Source organism: Marinobacter sp. F3R08, from assembly GCF_018860425.1.
Taxonomy (GTDB): Bacteria; Pseudomonadota; Gammaproteobacteria; order Pseudomonadales; family Oleiphilaceae; genus Marinobacter.
The window spans coordinates 334,824-352,011 of sequence record NZ_JAHKPI010000020.1; the positions used below are offsets into that span (position 1 = coordinate 334,824).

Sequence of the window (17,188 nt, forward strand, 5' to 3'; positions counted from 1 at the left end):
TTAACGGCTCCCCAATTCTTGCCGTTAATACAATCTGAAAGGTATCGCGTCTTCTCCACCCAGGCTAATCGTTGTTGTACAGGCTGCTGACCCCCATCAAAGGAGTGGACATGTCCATCCGAAAGCTGTTTATCGTCTCCATATCCATCGTTCTCTTTGTCATTGCGCTGGTCGCAAGTGCTTTCATTGCGATTGATACCCAGAATTCGATCACCTCAGAGGTGCTCGAGAACCGTGATGATCTGACGGATGAGATCAGCAGCATTCTGGCCGTTACCGACAATCTGATGTCAAAACGCGTTCATAATTCTCTGAACCTGCTCATTGAAAGGGGAAACCGGCTGGGGCAGGCAACCGTCAACGGTCAGGAAACCGTTGCCGGACAACCAACACCCGCCCTGTTTCTCGGCAGCACACTCGTGAACAACAATTTTGACCTGGTTGATGGTGTAACAACGGTAATGGGTGGCACCGCCACTCTGTTCGTGCGCGATGGGCAAGATTTCATCCGGGTATCAACCAACGTCAAGAAAGATGACGGATCACGGGCCATCGGAACAAAGCTCAATATGAGTGGCGCTGCTGGCAAGGCCATCAGTCGGGGCGAAGCCTACTTCGGGCAGGTGGATATTCTCGGAAATCCCTATCTGACGGCCTACAGCCCGATTCGAAACAGCTCCAGCCAGATCATTGGTATCTGGTATGTCGGTTACTCGGCGGATCTTGAGGAGCTCCAGGAAGCCATCACCTCGGCTCGCCTGCTTGACGAAGGGTTCATTGGCCTTCTCGACGACAAGAACAGACTCCGCATGCACTCGGACACAATCCCGGCCGAGCAGTTACAGGACATTCTGGACGCACAACCTGAGACATGGATGCTGAACCGGACCGCTTTCGAGCCCTGGGGCTATCAGATCGTTGCCGGCTATTCCGAGGACGAGGTTTCTGGCATGGTCCGCACTCAAACCCTCGGAGCCATCGTTGCGATCCTGATTGGCGGGCTCGTTCTTATCGTTTGTCTGAGTTTCCTGGCGCAACTGGTGGTTTCCCGCCCATTGCGGGAAATGATTGAAGCAATCAACGATATTGCCGGCGGTGAAGGGGATTTGACCGTCCGCTTTAATTCCACAAGCAAAAACGAACTGGGTCTGATGGCTCAGGGTTTCGATCGCTTGCTCGACCGGCTGCAGGCGACCATCAAAGACACAAAGAAGTTCTCGGAAAGCCTGGGCAACGCCTCTGGTGATCTGAAACGCATTGCCGCTGATTCCGCCTCTGTGGTCACAAGCCAGACAGAACAAACAGAGCAAGTAGCCACGGCCATGAACGAAATGACGGCAACGGCACAGAACGTTGCCGAGAGTGCCTCCAGGGCAGAAAGCATTGCCAGGGATGCCGATGGCCTGGCCGAGAATGGGCAATCATTGATTGGTCAGACAACGGCCACCATTCAGAGCCAGCTCGATAATAATCAGCGCTCCGTTCAGACCAGTGCCTCTCTGAAAGACGCCTCCGACAATATCGGCAGCATCCTGGCGGTGATTGAAAACATCTCAGAACAGACCAACCTGCTTGCCCTGAACGCGGCGATTGAAGCTGCACGGGCCGGTGAGCATGGCAGAGGATTTGCGGTTGTATCGGACGAAGTCCGCAATCTCGCGAGCCGCACTCAGGAATCCGTCAAGGAGATCCAGGACCAGATCCAACACCTGCAGGAAGGTGTCAGCAGTGTCACCGAAGTGATCAATCTCGGTAGCAAGTACGCTTCTGAAGCCAATGAAATGATCCGGGAAACCGGCGAGGCGATTGAGGCCCTGAGGGAAAGTGTCCGTGGTATCCGGGACACAAACATCGAAATGGCCAGCGCAGCCGAAGAACAGAGTCAGGTTTCAGAGGACATTAATCAGCGTCTGGAGCACATCCGCCAGATGGCCGGAAGTAGCCAACAGAACGCGGCATCAACCAATGACGCAGCAGAGGTACTGAAGAACCTCACCGAACAATTGCAATCACAGCTTGATGCCTACAGAACCTGACCAGCATCTTGATCAGGGGTAGGATCTACGGGTCATACGTAGGACTACCCCGATCCATGCAGCCTTAACGCTTGTCTCCCGGCCCGATAAGATCAGACAACTGCTCGCGAAGTGAATCTACGTTGTCTTCTCCGCTTTGCTTCAACTCATTCAGTTTTTTGCGGCCATCAGAAATCTTGTCTTCGATTGAACGCAAGGTATCCGAGGCACTCTGCTGGATATCCGCGCTGGCCTTTTCGTTCTCAGCCTCAGCTTCTTTGGCTTTGGCGTTCGCTTTCAGGGAATCTGCTTGCTTCTCCCATTCTTCCAGTTGCGCTTCGGTTTTTCTGATCAGTTCATCTTTCAGTGACATGGAATGCCTCCTTTGATGTACCAGCGAGTATTTGCCCCTATCCTCAAGAAAGAAAAGCCGAAACGCAACCCGGCCCTGAACTGGATTAAATTCGCTCAATCAGCGATAATTTTGCCCGTTTCTTAACCAGCAGTGTCGTTTGGTAGTCTCTGGTCATGACCATTTACAGCGTTATTCAATTACTTATTTTTTCTGGTCTGCTGTTCAACACCGTGCATTTGATGCCTGCCTTCGGCCGGTTAATCAAGGGTGCTGAGTCGGCATTACAGTCCGGGTATCTCTGTGCCCTGCTGACCATGCGCCTGGCGCGCAACATCCTGGGACTGATCCTGGTGACCGCCAGCACCGCCCCCAATCCGGAAATCCACGCCCTGGTGCCCAAGGGCATCCTGCTGTTCCTGATCTTCGCGGTGCTAAGCGCAGCCCTGACCCACTACCTCGAGCGGGTCCGGGTGGAAGAAGGCGCCCGTTTCTGACGCCAGCCTCTGTTACGCGTAAAGCGATTCAATCACGTCTGTATATTTCTCGTAGATGTTACTCCGGCGCACTTTCATGGTGGCCGTCACTTCATCGTCGTCGTGGTCCAGCTCCTTGCCAAGCAGATGGAAGCGTTTGATCTGCGCCACCTGTGGCAACCGATCGTTGCCCTTGTTCACCTCAGCCTCAATAAGTGCGTTCACCCGCTCCTGCTCGGTCAGGCTCCGGAAGGTGGTGTAGGCAATCCGCTCCTGTTCCGCCCACTTGGCCACCGTATCAAAGTCAATCTGGATCAGCGCGGAAACAAACTTCCTGGCTTCGCCGATAACAATGCATTCCTTGATGTAAGGGCTGGCCTTGATGGTGTTCTCAATTTCCGTGGGTGACAGGTTTTTGCCACCAGCGGTGATCATGATGTCTTTCAATCGGTCCACAATCTTGAGCTGACCGTCTCGCCATTCACCCACGTCGCCGGTATGCAGCCAGCCGTCTTTTAGGGTCGAGACGGTGGCCTCTTCATTTTTGTAGTAGCCCCGGAACATGCTGCCACCGCGCATGATGATCTCGTTATACTCTCCGAGCTTCACCTCGACACCGGAAATAGCTGCACCCACGGTTCCCAGATGCACATCATCAGGACGTTGGGCGGTGGCAACGCCGGTGCTTTCAGTCTGGCCATAGACTTCCACCAGAGGGATACCGATGGTTCGGAAGAATTCGAGGATCCCTGTCGAAATAGGGGCCGCACCGGTGAGTGCGATCGTGCATCGACGCAAGCCGATGAAATTCTGCAACGCACGAAGTACCAGCCAGTAACTGACGCTGTATGTGCACCTCTCCTTCAGATTCCATTGCGACCGCGGCTTGACCGCCATGGGAGAGCACACCCTGAGCGCCCAGTTGAACAACGCCTGCCGGACCCGCCCGGTTTCCTGGATCTTGATGTAAATGGAGGAGTGCAGTTTCTCCCAGATTCTTGGTACGCCCAGGAAAAAGGTCGGCGCAATTTCCCGTAAATCTTCCTGAATCGTTCGCAGACTCTCACCGAAGCTGACGGTGCTACCTACATAGACCGGCGCAATATTGGTAAACGCCTGCTCGGCCACATGGCATAGCGGCAGGTAGGAGAGACTGGATCCGTTTTCGTCGGCACCCAATAGCTCAATCAGTCCCGGCGCGGCTGCATGCAGGTTCCGCCAACTGATCATGGCACCCTTGGGTCGGCCGGTGGAGCCGGAGGTATAGATCATCAGAGCGGTATCATCCATCTGCTGAGTATCCAGCAATTGATCCACCAGCTCGGGATGCGCCTCCTCGTATTGCCTTCCGCGGGCTTCAATGTCATCAAACGCGGCAGGCGGTTCCGGGTAGGAACGCAAGCCCTTCATATCGATGGCAATGCAGTGCTTCAGCTTTGGCAGATCCGGCCAGGCCTCCAGCACCTTGTCGGTCTGCTCCTGATCCTCACAGACGACAAACTCTGCATCGCTGTGCTCCAGAACGTAGGCCACTTCATTCCAGGGGCTGGTGGGATAGACACCCACACAGATACCCCGAACCAGGCCAATGCCCATCTGGGCGATCACCCACTCCACCCGGTTTTCGGAAATGATGGCCACATGGCCACCTCGCTCCAGCCCCATGGCGCGAAGTCCGAGGCCAAAATGCCGTGCTCGCTCGTAGTAGTCCCGCCAGGAATAGGCCTGCCAGATACCAAAGTCTTTCTGGCGGAGCGCCAGGGCATCCGGCCGCTCTTTGGCGTGGGCCCGCAGCATCTGGGTCAGGGTCAGGTCAGGTAGGGAAGATGTTGTCATGACAGCCACCGTTTACGGCGTTTGTAGTGCTTGATATCGCGATAACTGCGGGCCTCACCTTCCTTGCCACCGACACCCAGATAGAATTCCTGTACATCCTCGTTGGCGGTGAGCTTTTCCGCCGGCCCGTCGATCACAATCTTGCCGTTCTCCATGATGTAACCGTAGGAGGCAATCGCCAGCGACACCGCCGCATTCTGCTCCACCAGCAGAATGGCCGTGCCCTGCTCACGATTGATCCGGGCCACAATGGTGAAGATTTCCTCTACCAGCAGGGGCGCCAGGCCCAGTGATGGTTCATCCAGCATGATCAGATCCGGCTGGGCTATCAATGCCCGCCCGAGGGCCAGCATCTGCTGCTCACCGCCAGACAGGTAGCCTGCCAACTGTTTGCGGCGCTCCTTCAGGCGCGGGAAATAGTTGTAAACCAGCTCGTAGCTGTCGGTCAGGGACGGCTTGCTGCCACTGAGTGCGTAGGTGGCGGCAATCAGGTTCTCTTCTACCGTGAGGTCTTCAAACACCCGGCGGCCTTCCATCACATGGAAAAGGCCGTTACGCACAAGCTTCTCGGGAGGGGTGCCCTTTACATCCTTGCCCCTGAAACGCACTTCACCGGCCGTCACTTCCCCGTCTTCCAGAGTCAGCAGGCCAGAGACGCTTTTCAGTGTGGTGGATTTGCCGGCGCCGTTGGAACCGAGGAGCGCCACAATGGCACCCTCCGGCACCCTCAGCGACAGGCCCCGCAGGACCTGCACCGATTTGTTGTAGACCACCTCGATGTTGTCAATTTCCAGTAAGGCTTCCATACAGCCCCTCAGTCGAGGTGAATCCAGTCTGAAACCGGCTCGTAACGGCCTGCCTCGGCATTCACTCGCCAGATACGGCCAACCGGGAACGACATGTCCCGCACAGTGACCGGGATGCCGATAATGCCACCGGTATCCCAGTCCTCAATGGACGCGAGCGCTTCTGCCATGTTGTCTCCGGTCAGTGCCTTACCCGCGTCCAGGGTACGCTTGACCACTTCGGTCCAGACCATGGCGTTAAACCAGCCTTGCATGTAGCCAGTAGGACGGTAGCCGGCTTCGGGGTCACTCTTCTCCGCCTGGGCCCGGAGGGCATCCAGCACTGGCCCGCTCTCTTCACTGTCGTAGTAGTTGTAGGGCATCACGCCCATGTAGCCGTCTGCATCGGCCCCCATCTTGTCGATGATCAGCTTGTCCGAAGACCAGAAAGTGCCCATGAACTGGGTGTCCAGACCCATCTGGCGCATCTGCACCATGAACTCGTTGATCGGTGACAGCACGTAGCCGTGGAACACCACGTAATCCGGACGCACCCGGCGCAGCTTCAACACCTCGGCAGATACGTCCACGCTACCGGGCTTGGTGACAATTTCTTCAACCACTTCGATGCCCAGCTCGGCGGCACGGGCTTTGCCGTTTTCTATCGGGTCCTTGCCAAATTCGGTATCGCTGTAGACAAACGCCACATTCGGCATGTCCCCGCCCTCACCCTGAGAGGCAATATATTCCAGGATGATCCCGAACATCTGACTGTAGTTGGGCCCGGGAATGAACTGGTACGGATAGTTTTCGTTGTCGGTCAGCACGGTTGCGAACGACGCGCCACTCATCAGCGTGTTGCCCTGGCTGTTCAGCTCCGAGGCAATGGCCTTCATAAAGCCGGTGCTGTCACCGTAATAAGTGGCCGGGGAACTGCTCCCGGAGATCTTCTTGAAGGCCGCGACCGAACGGTCCACCTCGTAGGCGGTATCTTCCATGACATATTCCACCGGGTGTCCATTGATGCCTCCCTGGCTGTTGATCCAGCTGGTGTAGTCAGTCAGACCCGCGTGGATATGAATTCCGGCGAAGGCGAAGACGCCGGAGAGCGGTATGGAGCCGCCAAACACGATGGGCTCCTTATCCTGTGCAATCGCTGGGGCGGCGACTGTCAGCGCAGCGACCAGGCTACCAAGCCCGGCAAGCCGGCGACCTTTTTCGAGGATGTTTCTGAACATGTTTCTTCTCCTTGCTGCTTCTTGTTGTTGGTGTTGCACGGTTAAAAAGCTTGCTCAAACACGATCAATTCCGAAACGGCCACAGCCGGAAGAAACGGCGGATACGGTGCCAGATCTCCGCCAGGCCATGGGGCTCGAATATCAGAAAACCGACGATCAGGGCACCAAAAATGATTTCCAGCATCGGCGACATGAACACCGGAGCGTTGGGATAGAAAGGGGTCAGCGCGGCAGTCAGCAGTTTCAGGGCTTCCGGTACCAGAGTCATGAAGGCCGCGCCGAGAATGCCCCCAAGCAGATTGCCCATACCGCCCACGATGACCGCCGCCAGATAGAAAATGGACATCGAGAGCGGAAAGCTCTCGGGCGTAACCACGCGGTAGAAATAAGCGAACAGCCCGCCCGCCACCCCGGCATAAAACGAGCTGAGCGCGAACGACATCAGTTTGTAGCGCAGCAGGTTAATCCCCAGGATCTCCGCGGAAATATCCCGGTCACGAATAGCGATAAAGGCGCGGCCAATCCGGGTCCTGAACACGTTACGGGCTGCCAGCACCATCAGCACTGCCAATGGCACAATGATGAAATACATCATGAAATCACTCTGGAACTTCATCCCGAACAGGTGTGCAGGCTCCAGGCTCAGACCGCCCATTCCCCCGGTAACCGCTTCCCACTCGGCGAAGATGAAATGCAGGAATACACTCGCCGCCAGGGTAGCAATGGCCAGATACAGGCCTTTGACGCGAAGCGAGGGCAGGCCGACCAGAATGCCGACGGCGGCGGCCATAAGGCCAGCCAGCACCAGTGTCACCGGGAATGGCAGGGCGGTATTGATCGACAGCCAGGCAACAGTGTACGCACCGACACCCATGAACCCGGCCTGCCCCAGGGAAATCAACCCGGTAAAACCGGTCAGGATGTTAAGACCGGTGGTACTGATAACGGCAATGCCAACAAGACACCCCAGGTACAGCAGATAGGAGTCCACAATGAAAGGGAATATCAGAAGAATCAGCAGGAAAAGCCCCAGCCAAACCTTCTGGGTCGGGCTGGTCCAGATTGCCTCATCGGCCTCATAACTCTGTTTTGCGTCACCGATGCGCATCTTACACTCGCTCTATTTCGTGGGTGCCAAAAAGGCCATAAGGACGGATCACCAGGATTACCGCCAGCACCAGAAACGTCGCCGGCATCCGGTACTCGCCTCCCAGATAGGCGCCCGCCACTGTCTCCAGCCAGCCGATGAACACACCAGCCACCAGGGCACCGAGAATGCTGTCCAGCCCCCCGACAATCACCACCACCAGGACACTCAGGCCGATGATCCCGAATTGCGGACTGAGCCCACCGGTGGCTGCTACCAGCACACCAGCCAGCGATGCGGCAAGGGAGCCAAACACCCACGCCATGTTGAATACCCGGCGCACATTGATGCCCATGGAATAGGCCGCCGCCTGATCCGACGCGGTTGCCCTCAGAGCCACGCCACCCCTGGAGAACCGGAAATAAAGCAGGTAGATGATCAACAGGACAGAAGCAATCAGGAAGCCGTAGGCAATTTTGGGCGCCAGGTACAATTCACCAATAAAGACCGGCTCGCGAGGCAGGAAATTGGGCAACAGCTGAGGGTCAGCCGTCCAGATGAATTCCACCAGACCTACCAGGATACTGGCGATACCGATCGTCACCATCACGACGGAAATCGGCGACTCCCCCAACATCGGCCTGATCATGGTCTTCTCGATCACGCCACCAAGAATACTGCCGCCAATGACTGCCAGCGGCAGGGCAATCCATGGTGACATTTCCATACCACCGGCAAATGCCAGGAACAGGTAGGCCGCAAACATCATGATCTCGCCAATGGCGAAGTTGATGACCCTCGTTGCCTTGTAGATGATCACAAAGCCGAGGGCGATCAGCGCATACAGCCCGCCCATCGCCAGCCCGGCCAGACTGATTTCACCGAAGAACAACCAATCCATCAGGCGGCCTCCTCCTCGGCATTGAGCTTCTTGCGCAGGCTGTCGATATCGCTGTTGCCGAGGTACGCCTTGATGACTTCAGGGTTGTTCTGCACGTCCTGCGGCAGACCTTCGGTAATCACCTGACCAAAGTTCAGCACGGCAATATGGTCTGAGATATCCATCACCATGCCCATATCGTGTTCAACCATCAGTACCGTGACGCCCCACTCTTCCCGAATGTCGAGAATAAAGCGGGCCATGTCCTCTTTTTCTTCCCGGTTCATGCCGGCCACCGGCTCGTCCAGCATCAACACCTTGGGTTGCATAGCCAACGCCCGGGCCAGCTCAACCCGTTTCTGCAGGCCGTAAGAGAGGTTCGCCACAGGCTGGCGTCGGATATGATCAATTTCCAGAAAATCGATAATCCGCTCCTCCACTTCCTTGCGGACGGCCATCTCCTCACGCCGGGCCGGGCCAAAATAGGCCAGCGCACTGAGCAGGCCGCTTTTCATATGGACATGAGCGCCCAGCTTGATGTTATCGAGCACGGTCATACCCCGGAACAGGGCAATATTCTGGAAGGTTCGGGCCAGTCCAAGTGCCGCTCGCCTGGGCGGTTTGACACTCCCCGGAAGTAGCTGCTCCTGGTATCGGATGGTTCCCTGCTGCGGTTTGTAAAAACCGGAGATGCAGTTGAAAAGCGAGGTCTTACCGGCACCGTTCGGGCCGATAATGGTTGTTACGGTGTTCTCTGGCACACGGAAACTGACGTTCTGCAACGCCCGTACACCACCAAACGACAGAGAAAGGTTGCTTATCTCTAGGATGCTCACGTTACCTCCCGGCACCCCTGACGCCGGGCACACAGGCCAGTGAACACACCCTGTGAATACCCATCTCACGCCCGAAGATGATTCTAATTTTTGTTTTTTCTTATCGCCGGGGTTAACCCCGATCCGGATTAAACGTAGTTCATTCAGGCAACATTAGGCAAACTTCTCTACCCTGATACCAGACAGAAAATAACAATGAGCACGCAGAACCCTGGTCTTCAGGCCTGCCGAAACGGGAGGAAAAGCAACCATGACAGACACTCTGGTTACCACCGAATTTGATTCTGAAACCGGGGCGGCAACGCTGACGTTCAACCGGCCTGAAGCACTGAACGCGATTAATGTACCTCTGGCACAAGCCTTTCTTGCTGCTGTTCAGGACCTGAAAACCCGGTCAGGAGTACGTTGTATTGTCCTCACCGGTGCGGGTCGTGCCTTTATGGCAGGCGGTGATGTCTCCAGCATGGCCGGAACCTCCGGGCAGGCTGGCAAAACCATCAGCACCATTCTGGATGCGGTAAATCCGGCCATCCTTCTTCTGCGCAGCATGGATGCCCCGGTGATCGCCGCGGTGCATGGCGTCGCTGCTGGCGCCGGCATGAGCCTCGCCCTGATGGCTGATCTGGTGGTGGCTCACGAAGACACCAAATTCCTCGTCGCCTACAATGGCATTGGCGCAGTTCCGGATTGTGGCGGCAGCTGGTTTCTGGCCCGCAAACTCGGCGCCGGTCGGGCAGCGCAACTGATGTTGCTGGGACGCACTCTCAGCGCTGCAGAAGCCCGAGACTGGGGCATGGTCACCGAGCTGGCCCCGGCGGGCGCCTATGAAAGCCTGCTGAACAGCGTCATAGCAAAGGTCACCGCGGGACCAACCCGGGCCTTTGGCGCCTTCCGCCAACTAACCGACCGGGCCAACGGCAACCAGCTGGCAGCCCATATGGAAGCAGAAAAGGCGGCCTTCCTTGATATGACCCGTACGGAGGATTTTGCCGAAGGCGTGTCTGCGTTTCTCGCAAAGCGTCCACCCGTATTTCATGGCCAATGACCCAATGGATGACGTCGGCTTTTGCGTTCGTACAGAGAAAAATCGTAATCTTCTCCCTTTCATCTCTTTCTGGCCTCAGGCCTGAACTGTTTGCGAGCCGACATGAATCCAACCATAGAACTACTGAAGTCCCACCGCTCTATCCGTAAATTCACCGGGGAAAAAATTCCTCACGAACTGCTCAGAGAACTGATCCGTGCCGGCCAGAGCGCCGCCACCTCGAACCACGTGCAGGCCTATTCGGTCATCCATGTGGTCAATCCGGACAACCGCCAGAAGATCGCGGAGCTGGCCGGTGGCCAGAACTACATCGCCGACTGCTCTGATTTCCTGGTGTTCTGCGCGGATATGAAACGCTCAACCGCTGCCGCGGATCGGGCCGGAGCCGAGGTGATCCGGGGGATGACCGAGCAGTTACTGGTTGCCACCATAGACGCCAGCCTGATGGCGCAGAACGTTGCTGTTGCGGCGGAATCCGAAGGGCTGGGCCTGTGTTACATCGGCGGCATACGCAACAACCCGGCACAGATCAGTGAGATCCTCCGGTTGCCGGAACATGTGTACCCGGTCTTCGGCATGTGTCTGGGCTACCCGGACCAGAACCCGGAGGTCAAGCCCAGGCTGCCGGTCGAGGCAGTTCTCAGGGAAGATTTCTATACCGATGAAATGGACGATGAACTGGTCGCCGGCTTCGATCAAACCATGAATGACTACTACCGGGAGCGGACCGGCGGCAACAAGGACACCACCTGGTCCGAACAGCTCAAGCCGCTGTTCACCTCGAAGCTGCGTCCGCACATGCGCGACTTCCTGAGCAAGTGCGGCTTCGAGATGAAATAACCGCTACCCGGTTGCTCGCGACCTGGTGACCCGGTCTACCAGGTACACCAGGCCGTGATAATCAATCCCGCTATGCCGGCTGAGGCCAATCTCGCAGGTGCGACTGGTGGATATCCCTTCCTCGCACCCGGCGGTCTGCCCAGCCAGGGTTTGCAGGGCATGGGCATTCAGTTCCGGTACGTTAAAGCCCTTGTCGCCGGCAAAGCCACAGCAGTGAATACCCTCAGGCACAACAACCTTCGTGCTACAGCGCCGGGCAATATCAATCAGACCCTGAGCTTCACCCAGATGTTGGGTACTGCAGGTTACATGCACCGCAAGCGATGTCTGTTCAGGCTCAAAGTGCAGGCGCTCCAGCAGATGCTCGCGGATGAACTTCACGGGATCGAAAACCTTCAGGCCAGCCTCAGCAGCTGCTTCCCGAATCTGCAGGGTACAGGGACTGGTGTCGCAGTAGATCGGATCCACGCCGTTCCGGCTGGCCCTCAACAGCGCCGAAATCAGTTCATTTCTTTTATTGGCGGCTTGCTCCGGATAGCCTTTGGAAGCAAAGGGCTGACCACAACACAGGCTGTCGACGGAATCCGGATACACCACCTGGTATCCGGCTTTTTCCAGCAACCGTCGAGTCACATCAATCAACGGCTCCTGTGCCTTGTCACCCCGGGCCGGGCCCATGGTCCGGGACACACAGGCGGCCAGATAAACCACCCTGGGCCTGCCATCGCCTGAAGCGGGCTGGGCGGGCGCAACAAAACGCACCGGCTGGGGCAGACTCGGATCCCATTGGGCCACCCGACCGCCAGAGACTTTACGAATCCCGGCGCTCAGACGGGTTAACAATGGCGCCCCGAGCAAACGTTCAGCGGTGGATGCGCCAGCAAGAACAAACCGGGTCGCCTTGAGCGCACCTGCAAAATGCCGGGCCAACTGATTGGCAACGCTCTGGCCGGTGGCTTTCTCACTGCGCAGTTTACGCACCAGATCACCGGTATTGATGCCCACAGGACATCGCTGGGCACAAAGACCGGTGGCCGCACAGGTATCCAGGCCGTGGTACTGATACGCCTCTTCCAGTGCTCCGGTGTCCTCGCCGGCCCGCCGGCGGGCCTGAATGTCCCGCCAGAGCACGATACGTTGCCTCGGCGACAATGTGAGCCCTTCGGAGGGGCAGACCGGCTCGCAGAAGCCACATTCAATGCATTTGTCCACCAGAGGATCGGCTTCCGGCAGGGGCTTCAGATTCTTGAGGTGAATCTGCGGATCCTCCGACAGCACCACATCCGGATTCAGCAGGTTGTCAGGGTCCAGCAACCGCTTGATCTGCCACATCAACTGCCAGGCGTCGTGCCCCCACTCCAGCTCGACGAAGGGCGCCATGTTGCGCCCGGTGCCATGTTCAGCCTTCAGCGAACCGCCGAACTCCACCGCGACCAGTTGCGCCACGTCATCCATAAACGCCTGGTATCGGGCGACTTCATCGGCATCACCGAACCCCTGGGGGAACACAAAGTGCAGGTTGCCCTCAAGGGCATGACCGAAAATGATGGCGTCGTGATAGCCATGTTTTACGAACAGTGCCTGCAGGCGGGTAACCCCCTCTGCAAGCTGCTCGATGGGAAAAGTCACATCCTCGATGATAACCGTGGTGCCATTCGGCCGTACCGCGCCCACTGCCGGGAAGGTGCCTTTACGAATCGCCCAGAGCTGATCGGAAACGCGGGCATCCCGGGTAAAGTCCACCTGCTGTTCCAGCGGAAATTCCGCCAGCGCCTCACCAATGCGAGCCAGCTGTTCATCGAGAACGTCAGAGCTTGCTGCCCGGGTCTCCACCAGCAGCGCACAGGCGTCTTCCGACAGCCCGTGAATCCAGTCCGGCAAGCCGGGCTTGTCCTGCACCGAGCGGAGACTGCGACGGTCCAGCAACTCCACTGCAGCCACCGGCTGTGACCGGAGCACGGACGCCGCGCGGCAGCAGCTCGTCGCATCCCGGAACACCAGCAGAGCCGTCGCCTTGTCAGGGTACTCAGGTACCGTGTTGTAGGTGACTGCGCTGACAAAACCGAGCGTGCCTTCCGAGCCCACCATCAGGTGCGTGAGGATGTCGATCGGATCCTTGAAGTCCACCAGGGCATTCAGAGACAACCCTGTGGTGTTCTTCAACCGGTATTTGTGACGGATACGCTCCGCCAGCTCAGGATTTTGCCGGGTACTGCTGGCCAGTGTTTCCAGAGCCGTCAGCAACTCACCATGACTGTCGCGAAACGCCGACACGCTCTCTGCATCCTCGGTATCCAGCACTGTCCCGTCTGCCAGTACCAGGCGCATACCGGCCAGAGTGTGATAGCTATTCTGGGCGGTGCCACAGCACATGCCACTGGCATTGTTGGCAACGATGCCGCCAATCTTGCAGGCGTTGATGGAGGCAGGATCCGGTCCGATCTTGTAGCCGCGGGACGCCAGCCAGGCATTGGCCTGGGCACCGATGACGCCGGGCTGAAGTCGAATCTGACGGCCCTCGGCGCGGATGTCATGGCCGTTCCACTGATCACCCAGCACGATCAGAATGGAGTCGCTGATCGCCTGGCCCGAGAGGCTGGTACCGGCGGCCCGGAACGTCACGGGCACCTGGTGTTTACGGGCCAGCGCCAGAAGATCAATCACCTCGCCTTCGTCCTGAACGCGCACCACAACCTTGGGTATCAGCCGATAGAAACTGGCATCGGTTCCAAAGGCGAGGGTGGAAACCGGGTCATCAAAAACCCGGTTATCCGGAATACATTGCCGGATCTCTGCCAGCACCGCTGAAGAAAAGCTCATACATCCTCCAGAACCAGCACAATGAGCTCACGGGGACCGTGGGCACCATAGGCCAGCACTTGTTCAATATCTGCGGTCTTGGACGGGCCGGAGACCAGCAAAACGTTGGTGGGCAGCCCGGCCGCCCAATCCTGGGCCACCATCATGTCGTACAGATTGTCGTGAATCTCACTGGCCTTGAGCAGGGCGATATGCACTGGCGGCACAAGGCTCATCAGCCGGGGTTCATGGCGATCAGGCCAGAGCACCAGTGTTCCGGTTGCGGCGATGCCGCCCACCGTGCCGGTCAGGCTCGCATCAACGTTCCGGAACAGTTCTTCTTTCCAGGCCTCCACCGGCCGATCATAGGCCATCAGCCGGACATTCTGTTCGGTCGCCTCAAAATGCGTCTGCAACGCCCGGCCATGTTCTTTCCCGGGCGCGCACAACAGGTTGGTGATGCCCCGTTCCGCCAACAGCCCGGCCACAAGTTCCGGCCAGTTGTCAGAGCAACAAAGATGTACTTCAGTCTGAACCGCTTCCATCAGACTACGCAAACGGGTAATCCGGTTTTCCGACGCATAACGCCAGGGCTCGGTCACCAGACGTTCATCAAACTCATCCGGGCGGGGCGTTGTGCCTGCCAGACTGTTTCTCAACTTACCGAGGATGTTCGCACGGGCACTCATGACGGCCGGCCTCCCTTCTGATTGAGGTGCTCTGCCGCCAGGTCGTGCAGGGACCTGCGAGCCGGCACGGGCGCACTGTGATTCTCGGTCCAGGGACCAGCCTTTTTTGGCGACAACGCCCGGAAACGGGTAGCCGCCCACAGAAAACTCCGATACAGCGTCGGCCGGGTGTTCAGTGTCTGCCATCCGCGCCAGATCCAGCGCTCCGTCCGGGAGAACTTGGCGCCGCCACCTTTTACCTGTTGCGGCTGCTCGGGGCTCTTCACATTTTCCTGGCGCAACCGCTGTAACAGTTCGGGGATCGGGATCTTGACCGGGCAGACGTCGCCACAGGCACCGCACAGCGACGAGGCACTGGGATGATCAGGGACGTTATCCAGCCCCGCCATGTGTGGTGTAATGATCTTGCCGATGGGCCCCGGATAGACTTCACCATAGGTGTGGCCACCCACCCGCGTATAAACCGGACAATGATTCATACAGGCGCCACAGCGGATACAGTTGAGTGTCTGACGCATCTGGGCATCGGCGAAAGCGCCGCTGCGGCCGTTATCCAGCAGCACCAGATGCACCTCCTCCGGGCCATCCAGCTCGTCTGGTTTACGAGGGCCGGAGATCAGATTCACGTAGGTGGTGATGGGCTGACCAAGAGCCGAACGGGTCAGCAGGGATACCAGCGGCACCACGTCCCGAAGGTTGGCGACCACTTTTTCAATTCCCGTCACCGCGATATGAACCGGCGGCACCGTGGTACTCATGCGGCCGTTGCCTTCGTTCTCGACCAGTAACAACGTGCCGGTTTCAGCGATGGCGAAGTTGACACCGGAAACTCCCACATCCGCGTCCATGAATTTCTGGCGAAGGGTCCGCCGACCGACCTGAATCAGCTGATTGACGTCTTCGGTTTCCGGCTCGCCGAGCTTGTCGTGGAACAGCTTTGACACCTGCCGGGCGTTCTTGTGAATCGCCGGCATGATGATGTGGGAGGGCTTCTCGTTATCGAGCTGGACAATGTACTCCCCCATGTCGGATTCCAGGCATTCGATGCCCCGCTCCGCCAGGTAGTCGTTCATTTCCATCTCTTCGCTGACCATGGACTTGCCTTTCACCACCTGACGACCTTGTCGCGCCTCGATGATGCCGTGCACCAGGGTATTGGCTTCCTCAAGCGTCTCGGCCCAGTGCACCTTGACACCGTTGGCTGTCAGCGTCTGTTCGAGCTGTTCCAGCAGATCCGGCAGATGGGACAGAGCGCCGGCCTTGATGCGATTCCCAAGCTCCCGCAGGCCTTCACGTTCGTCAGCGTCCTGAAACGCGTTGGCACGCTTGGACATCAACGAATCCATCGCAACACGGAAATTGTTGCGCAATTGCCCGTCTGCCAGCGCTTCTTCAGCACGGCCCCTGAAATCCGGAGTCAGCTCAGTGACCGGAATGCGCCGACTCATGCAACGCCTCCTTTGCCGGGGACGTTACTCCGTTCCCAGAGGAAACTGGCCAGATGCCGGCCGCGGAAGGCTTCCCGTTGTTTTTCCAGAGAGCCGTTGATGTTCATCAGGCAGCCACCATCGGCAGTGACCATTTCAATCGCACCGGAATCCAGCAAAGAACGGGTCTTGTCTTTCACCATGGCGCCGGAGACTTCCGGCATTCGCACAGAGAAAGTGCCACCAAATCCGCAACATTCACTCTCGTGGTCATGATCAACCCGCTCCACCCTGCCAAGCTGCTTCAGAAGCTCGCGGGCGTGCAGGTGGGTATTCATTTCCCGGCGGGCAGAGCAGGAAGTATGCAGGGCGATCTTCCGGGGCGCGCCATTATCCGTCAGCTGAACCTTGCAGACGTACAGCAGGAATTCGGTCAGTTCGAAGGTGCGCTCGGCCAGCGCCTGCACCCGCTTGAGCATGTCGGGCTGGTCGGCAAAAAGTGCCTGATAGTGATGCCGGAACATGCCGGCGCAGGAGCCTGACGGAACCACCACCGGCAACCCCGAACGATCCAGAATATCCAGCTGGGCGCGGGCCACCGCCCGGGCTTCCTCCCGGTAGCCCGAGGTCCAGGCGGGCTGACCACAACAGCTCTGTTCCTGGGGGAACTCCACACGGATGCCCTCTCGCTCAAGCAGGCGAATGGCGTCCAACCCCGCTTCCGGGAAAAACAGATCGACTACACAGGTCCCGAACAGCGTGACCGCTTCCGGTTTATCCGGGTATACCCGTTGTGGTTTACGCCCGGGTGCCACACGAGTGGCGTTCGGTGCGGCATCGTAAAACAGTTCGCTCATTGGCTTCTGCCTCAATTCGGTTTCAA

General features: G+C 57.8%; 15 protein-coding genes. 4 read left to right on the forward strand and 11 right to left on the reverse strand.

Annotated elements, in window-relative coordinates:
• Positions 1–110: 110 nt before the first annotated feature.
• Entirely contained in the window at positions 111–2,036 is a 1,926-nt protein-coding gene (locus KO499_RS13885; protein ID WP_215984347.1) for a methyl-accepting chemotaxis protein, read from the forward strand.
• A 64-nt stretch (positions 2,037–2,100) separates the two neighbouring features.
• Here the strand turns inward: KO499_RS13885 and KO499_RS13890 are convergent, their stop codons facing one another.
• Positions 2,101–2,388 carry a hypothetical protein gene (locus KO499_RS13890; RefSeq protein ID WP_215984348.1) on the reverse strand — a complete coding sequence of 96 codons (288 nt, stop codon included), beginning with the start codon at positions 2,386–2,388 and terminating at the stop codon, positions 2,101–2,103.
• A gap of 155 nt (positions 2,389–2,543) precedes the next feature.
• Between KO499_RS13890 and KO499_RS13895 the strand changes: the two genes are divergently transcribed.
• A complete protein-coding gene (locus tag KO499_RS13895; RefSeq protein WP_215984349.1) occupies positions 2,544–2,864 on the forward strand; it encodes a hypothetical protein in 321 nt (106 codons plus the stop codon).
• A 12-nt stretch (positions 2,865–2,876) separates the two neighbouring features.
• On the opposite strand, the gene KO499_RS13900 is transcribed toward KO499_RS13895, so the two are convergent.
• The 6 genes from KO499_RS13900 to KO499_RS13925 form a co-directional block, all read right to left on the reverse strand.
• Positions 2,877–4,679: an AMP-dependent synthetase/ligase gene (locus KO499_RS13900; RefSeq protein WP_215984350.1), complete on the reverse strand. Its 1,803-nt coding sequence runs from the start codon at positions 4,677–4,679 to the stop codon at positions 2,877–2,879.
• A complete protein-coding gene (locus KO499_RS13905; RefSeq protein ID WP_215984351.1) occupies positions 4,676–5,485 on the reverse strand; it encodes an ABC transporter ATP-binding protein in 810 nt (269 codons plus the stop codon). The genes KO499_RS13900 and KO499_RS13905 overlap by 4 nt, the downstream gene beginning before the upstream one ends.
• Positions 5,486–5,493: 8 nt before the next feature.
• On the reverse strand, positions 5,494–6,702 hold the full coding sequence (locus KO499_RS13910) for an ABC transporter substrate-binding protein (protein ID WP_215984352.1): 1,209 nt from the start codon (positions 6,700–6,702) through the stop codon (positions 5,494–5,496).
• Between the two features lie 64 nt (positions 6,703–6,766).
• Positions 6,767–7,810, reverse strand: a complete 1,044-nt coding sequence (locus tag KO499_RS13915) for a branched-chain amino acid ABC transporter permease (RefSeq protein ID WP_215984353.1) — start codon at positions 7,808–7,810, stop codon at positions 6,767–6,769.
• A gap of 1 nt (position 7,811) precedes the next feature.
• Positions 7,812–8,690, reverse strand: coding sequence for a branched-chain amino acid ABC transporter permease (locus KO499_RS13920; RefSeq protein WP_215984354.1), 879 nt, complete (start codon positions 8,688–8,690; stop codon positions 7,812–7,814).
• Positions 8,690–9,505, reverse strand: coding sequence for an ABC transporter ATP-binding protein (locus KO499_RS13925; RefSeq protein WP_215984355.1), 816 nt, complete (start codon positions 9,503–9,505; stop codon positions 8,690–8,692). Before KO499_RS13925 ends, KO499_RS13920 begins: the two co-directional genes overlap by 1 nt.
• A gap of 250 nt (positions 9,506–9,755) precedes the next feature.
• Between KO499_RS13925 and KO499_RS13930 the strand changes: the two genes are divergently transcribed.
• Positions 9,756–10,550 carry an enoyl-CoA hydratase-related protein gene (locus KO499_RS13930; protein WP_215984356.1) on the forward strand — a complete coding sequence of 265 codons (795 nt, stop codon included), beginning with the start codon at positions 9,756–9,758 and terminating at the stop codon, positions 10,548–10,550.
• Between the two features lie 102 nt (positions 10,551–10,652).
• Positions 10,653–11,390 (forward strand): oxygen-insensitive NADPH nitroreductase, encoded by a 738-nt coding sequence (nfsA, locus tag KO499_RS13935; protein ID WP_215984357.1) that lies wholly within the window; start codon positions 10,653–10,655, stop codon positions 11,388–11,390.
• A gap of 3 nt (positions 11,391–11,393) precedes the next feature.
• On the opposite strand, the gene KO499_RS13940 is transcribed toward nfsA, so the two are convergent.
• The 4 genes from KO499_RS13940 to KO499_RS13955 are packed head-to-tail and all read right to left on the reverse strand — an operon-like array spanning position 11,394 to position 17,162.
• The gene (locus KO499_RS13940; RefSeq protein WP_215984358.1) at positions 11,394–14,210 is read right to left on the reverse strand and encodes an FAD-binding and (Fe-S)-binding domain-containing protein; all 2,817 of its coding nucleotides are present in this window, start codon (positions 14,208–14,210) and stop codon (positions 11,394–11,396) included.
• Positions 14,207–14,878 (reverse strand): LutC/YkgG family protein, encoded by a 672-nt coding sequence (locus KO499_RS13945; RefSeq protein ID WP_215984359.1) that lies wholly within the window; start codon positions 14,876–14,878, stop codon positions 14,207–14,209. Before KO499_RS13945 ends, KO499_RS13940 begins: the two co-directional genes overlap by 4 nt.
• On the reverse strand, positions 14,875–16,326 hold the full coding sequence (locus KO499_RS13950; protein ID WP_215984360.1) for a LutB/LldF family L-lactate oxidation iron-sulfur protein: 1,452 nt from the start codon (positions 16,324–16,326) through the stop codon (positions 14,875–14,877). Before KO499_RS13950 ends, KO499_RS13945 begins: the two co-directional genes overlap by 4 nt.
• Positions 16,323–17,162, reverse strand: coding sequence for a (Fe-S)-binding protein (locus KO499_RS13955; protein ID WP_215984361.1), 840 nt, complete (start codon positions 17,160–17,162; stop codon positions 16,323–16,325). The genes KO499_RS13950 and KO499_RS13955 overlap by 4 nt, the downstream gene beginning before the upstream one ends.
• Positions 17,163–17,188: the final 26 nt, after the last annotated feature.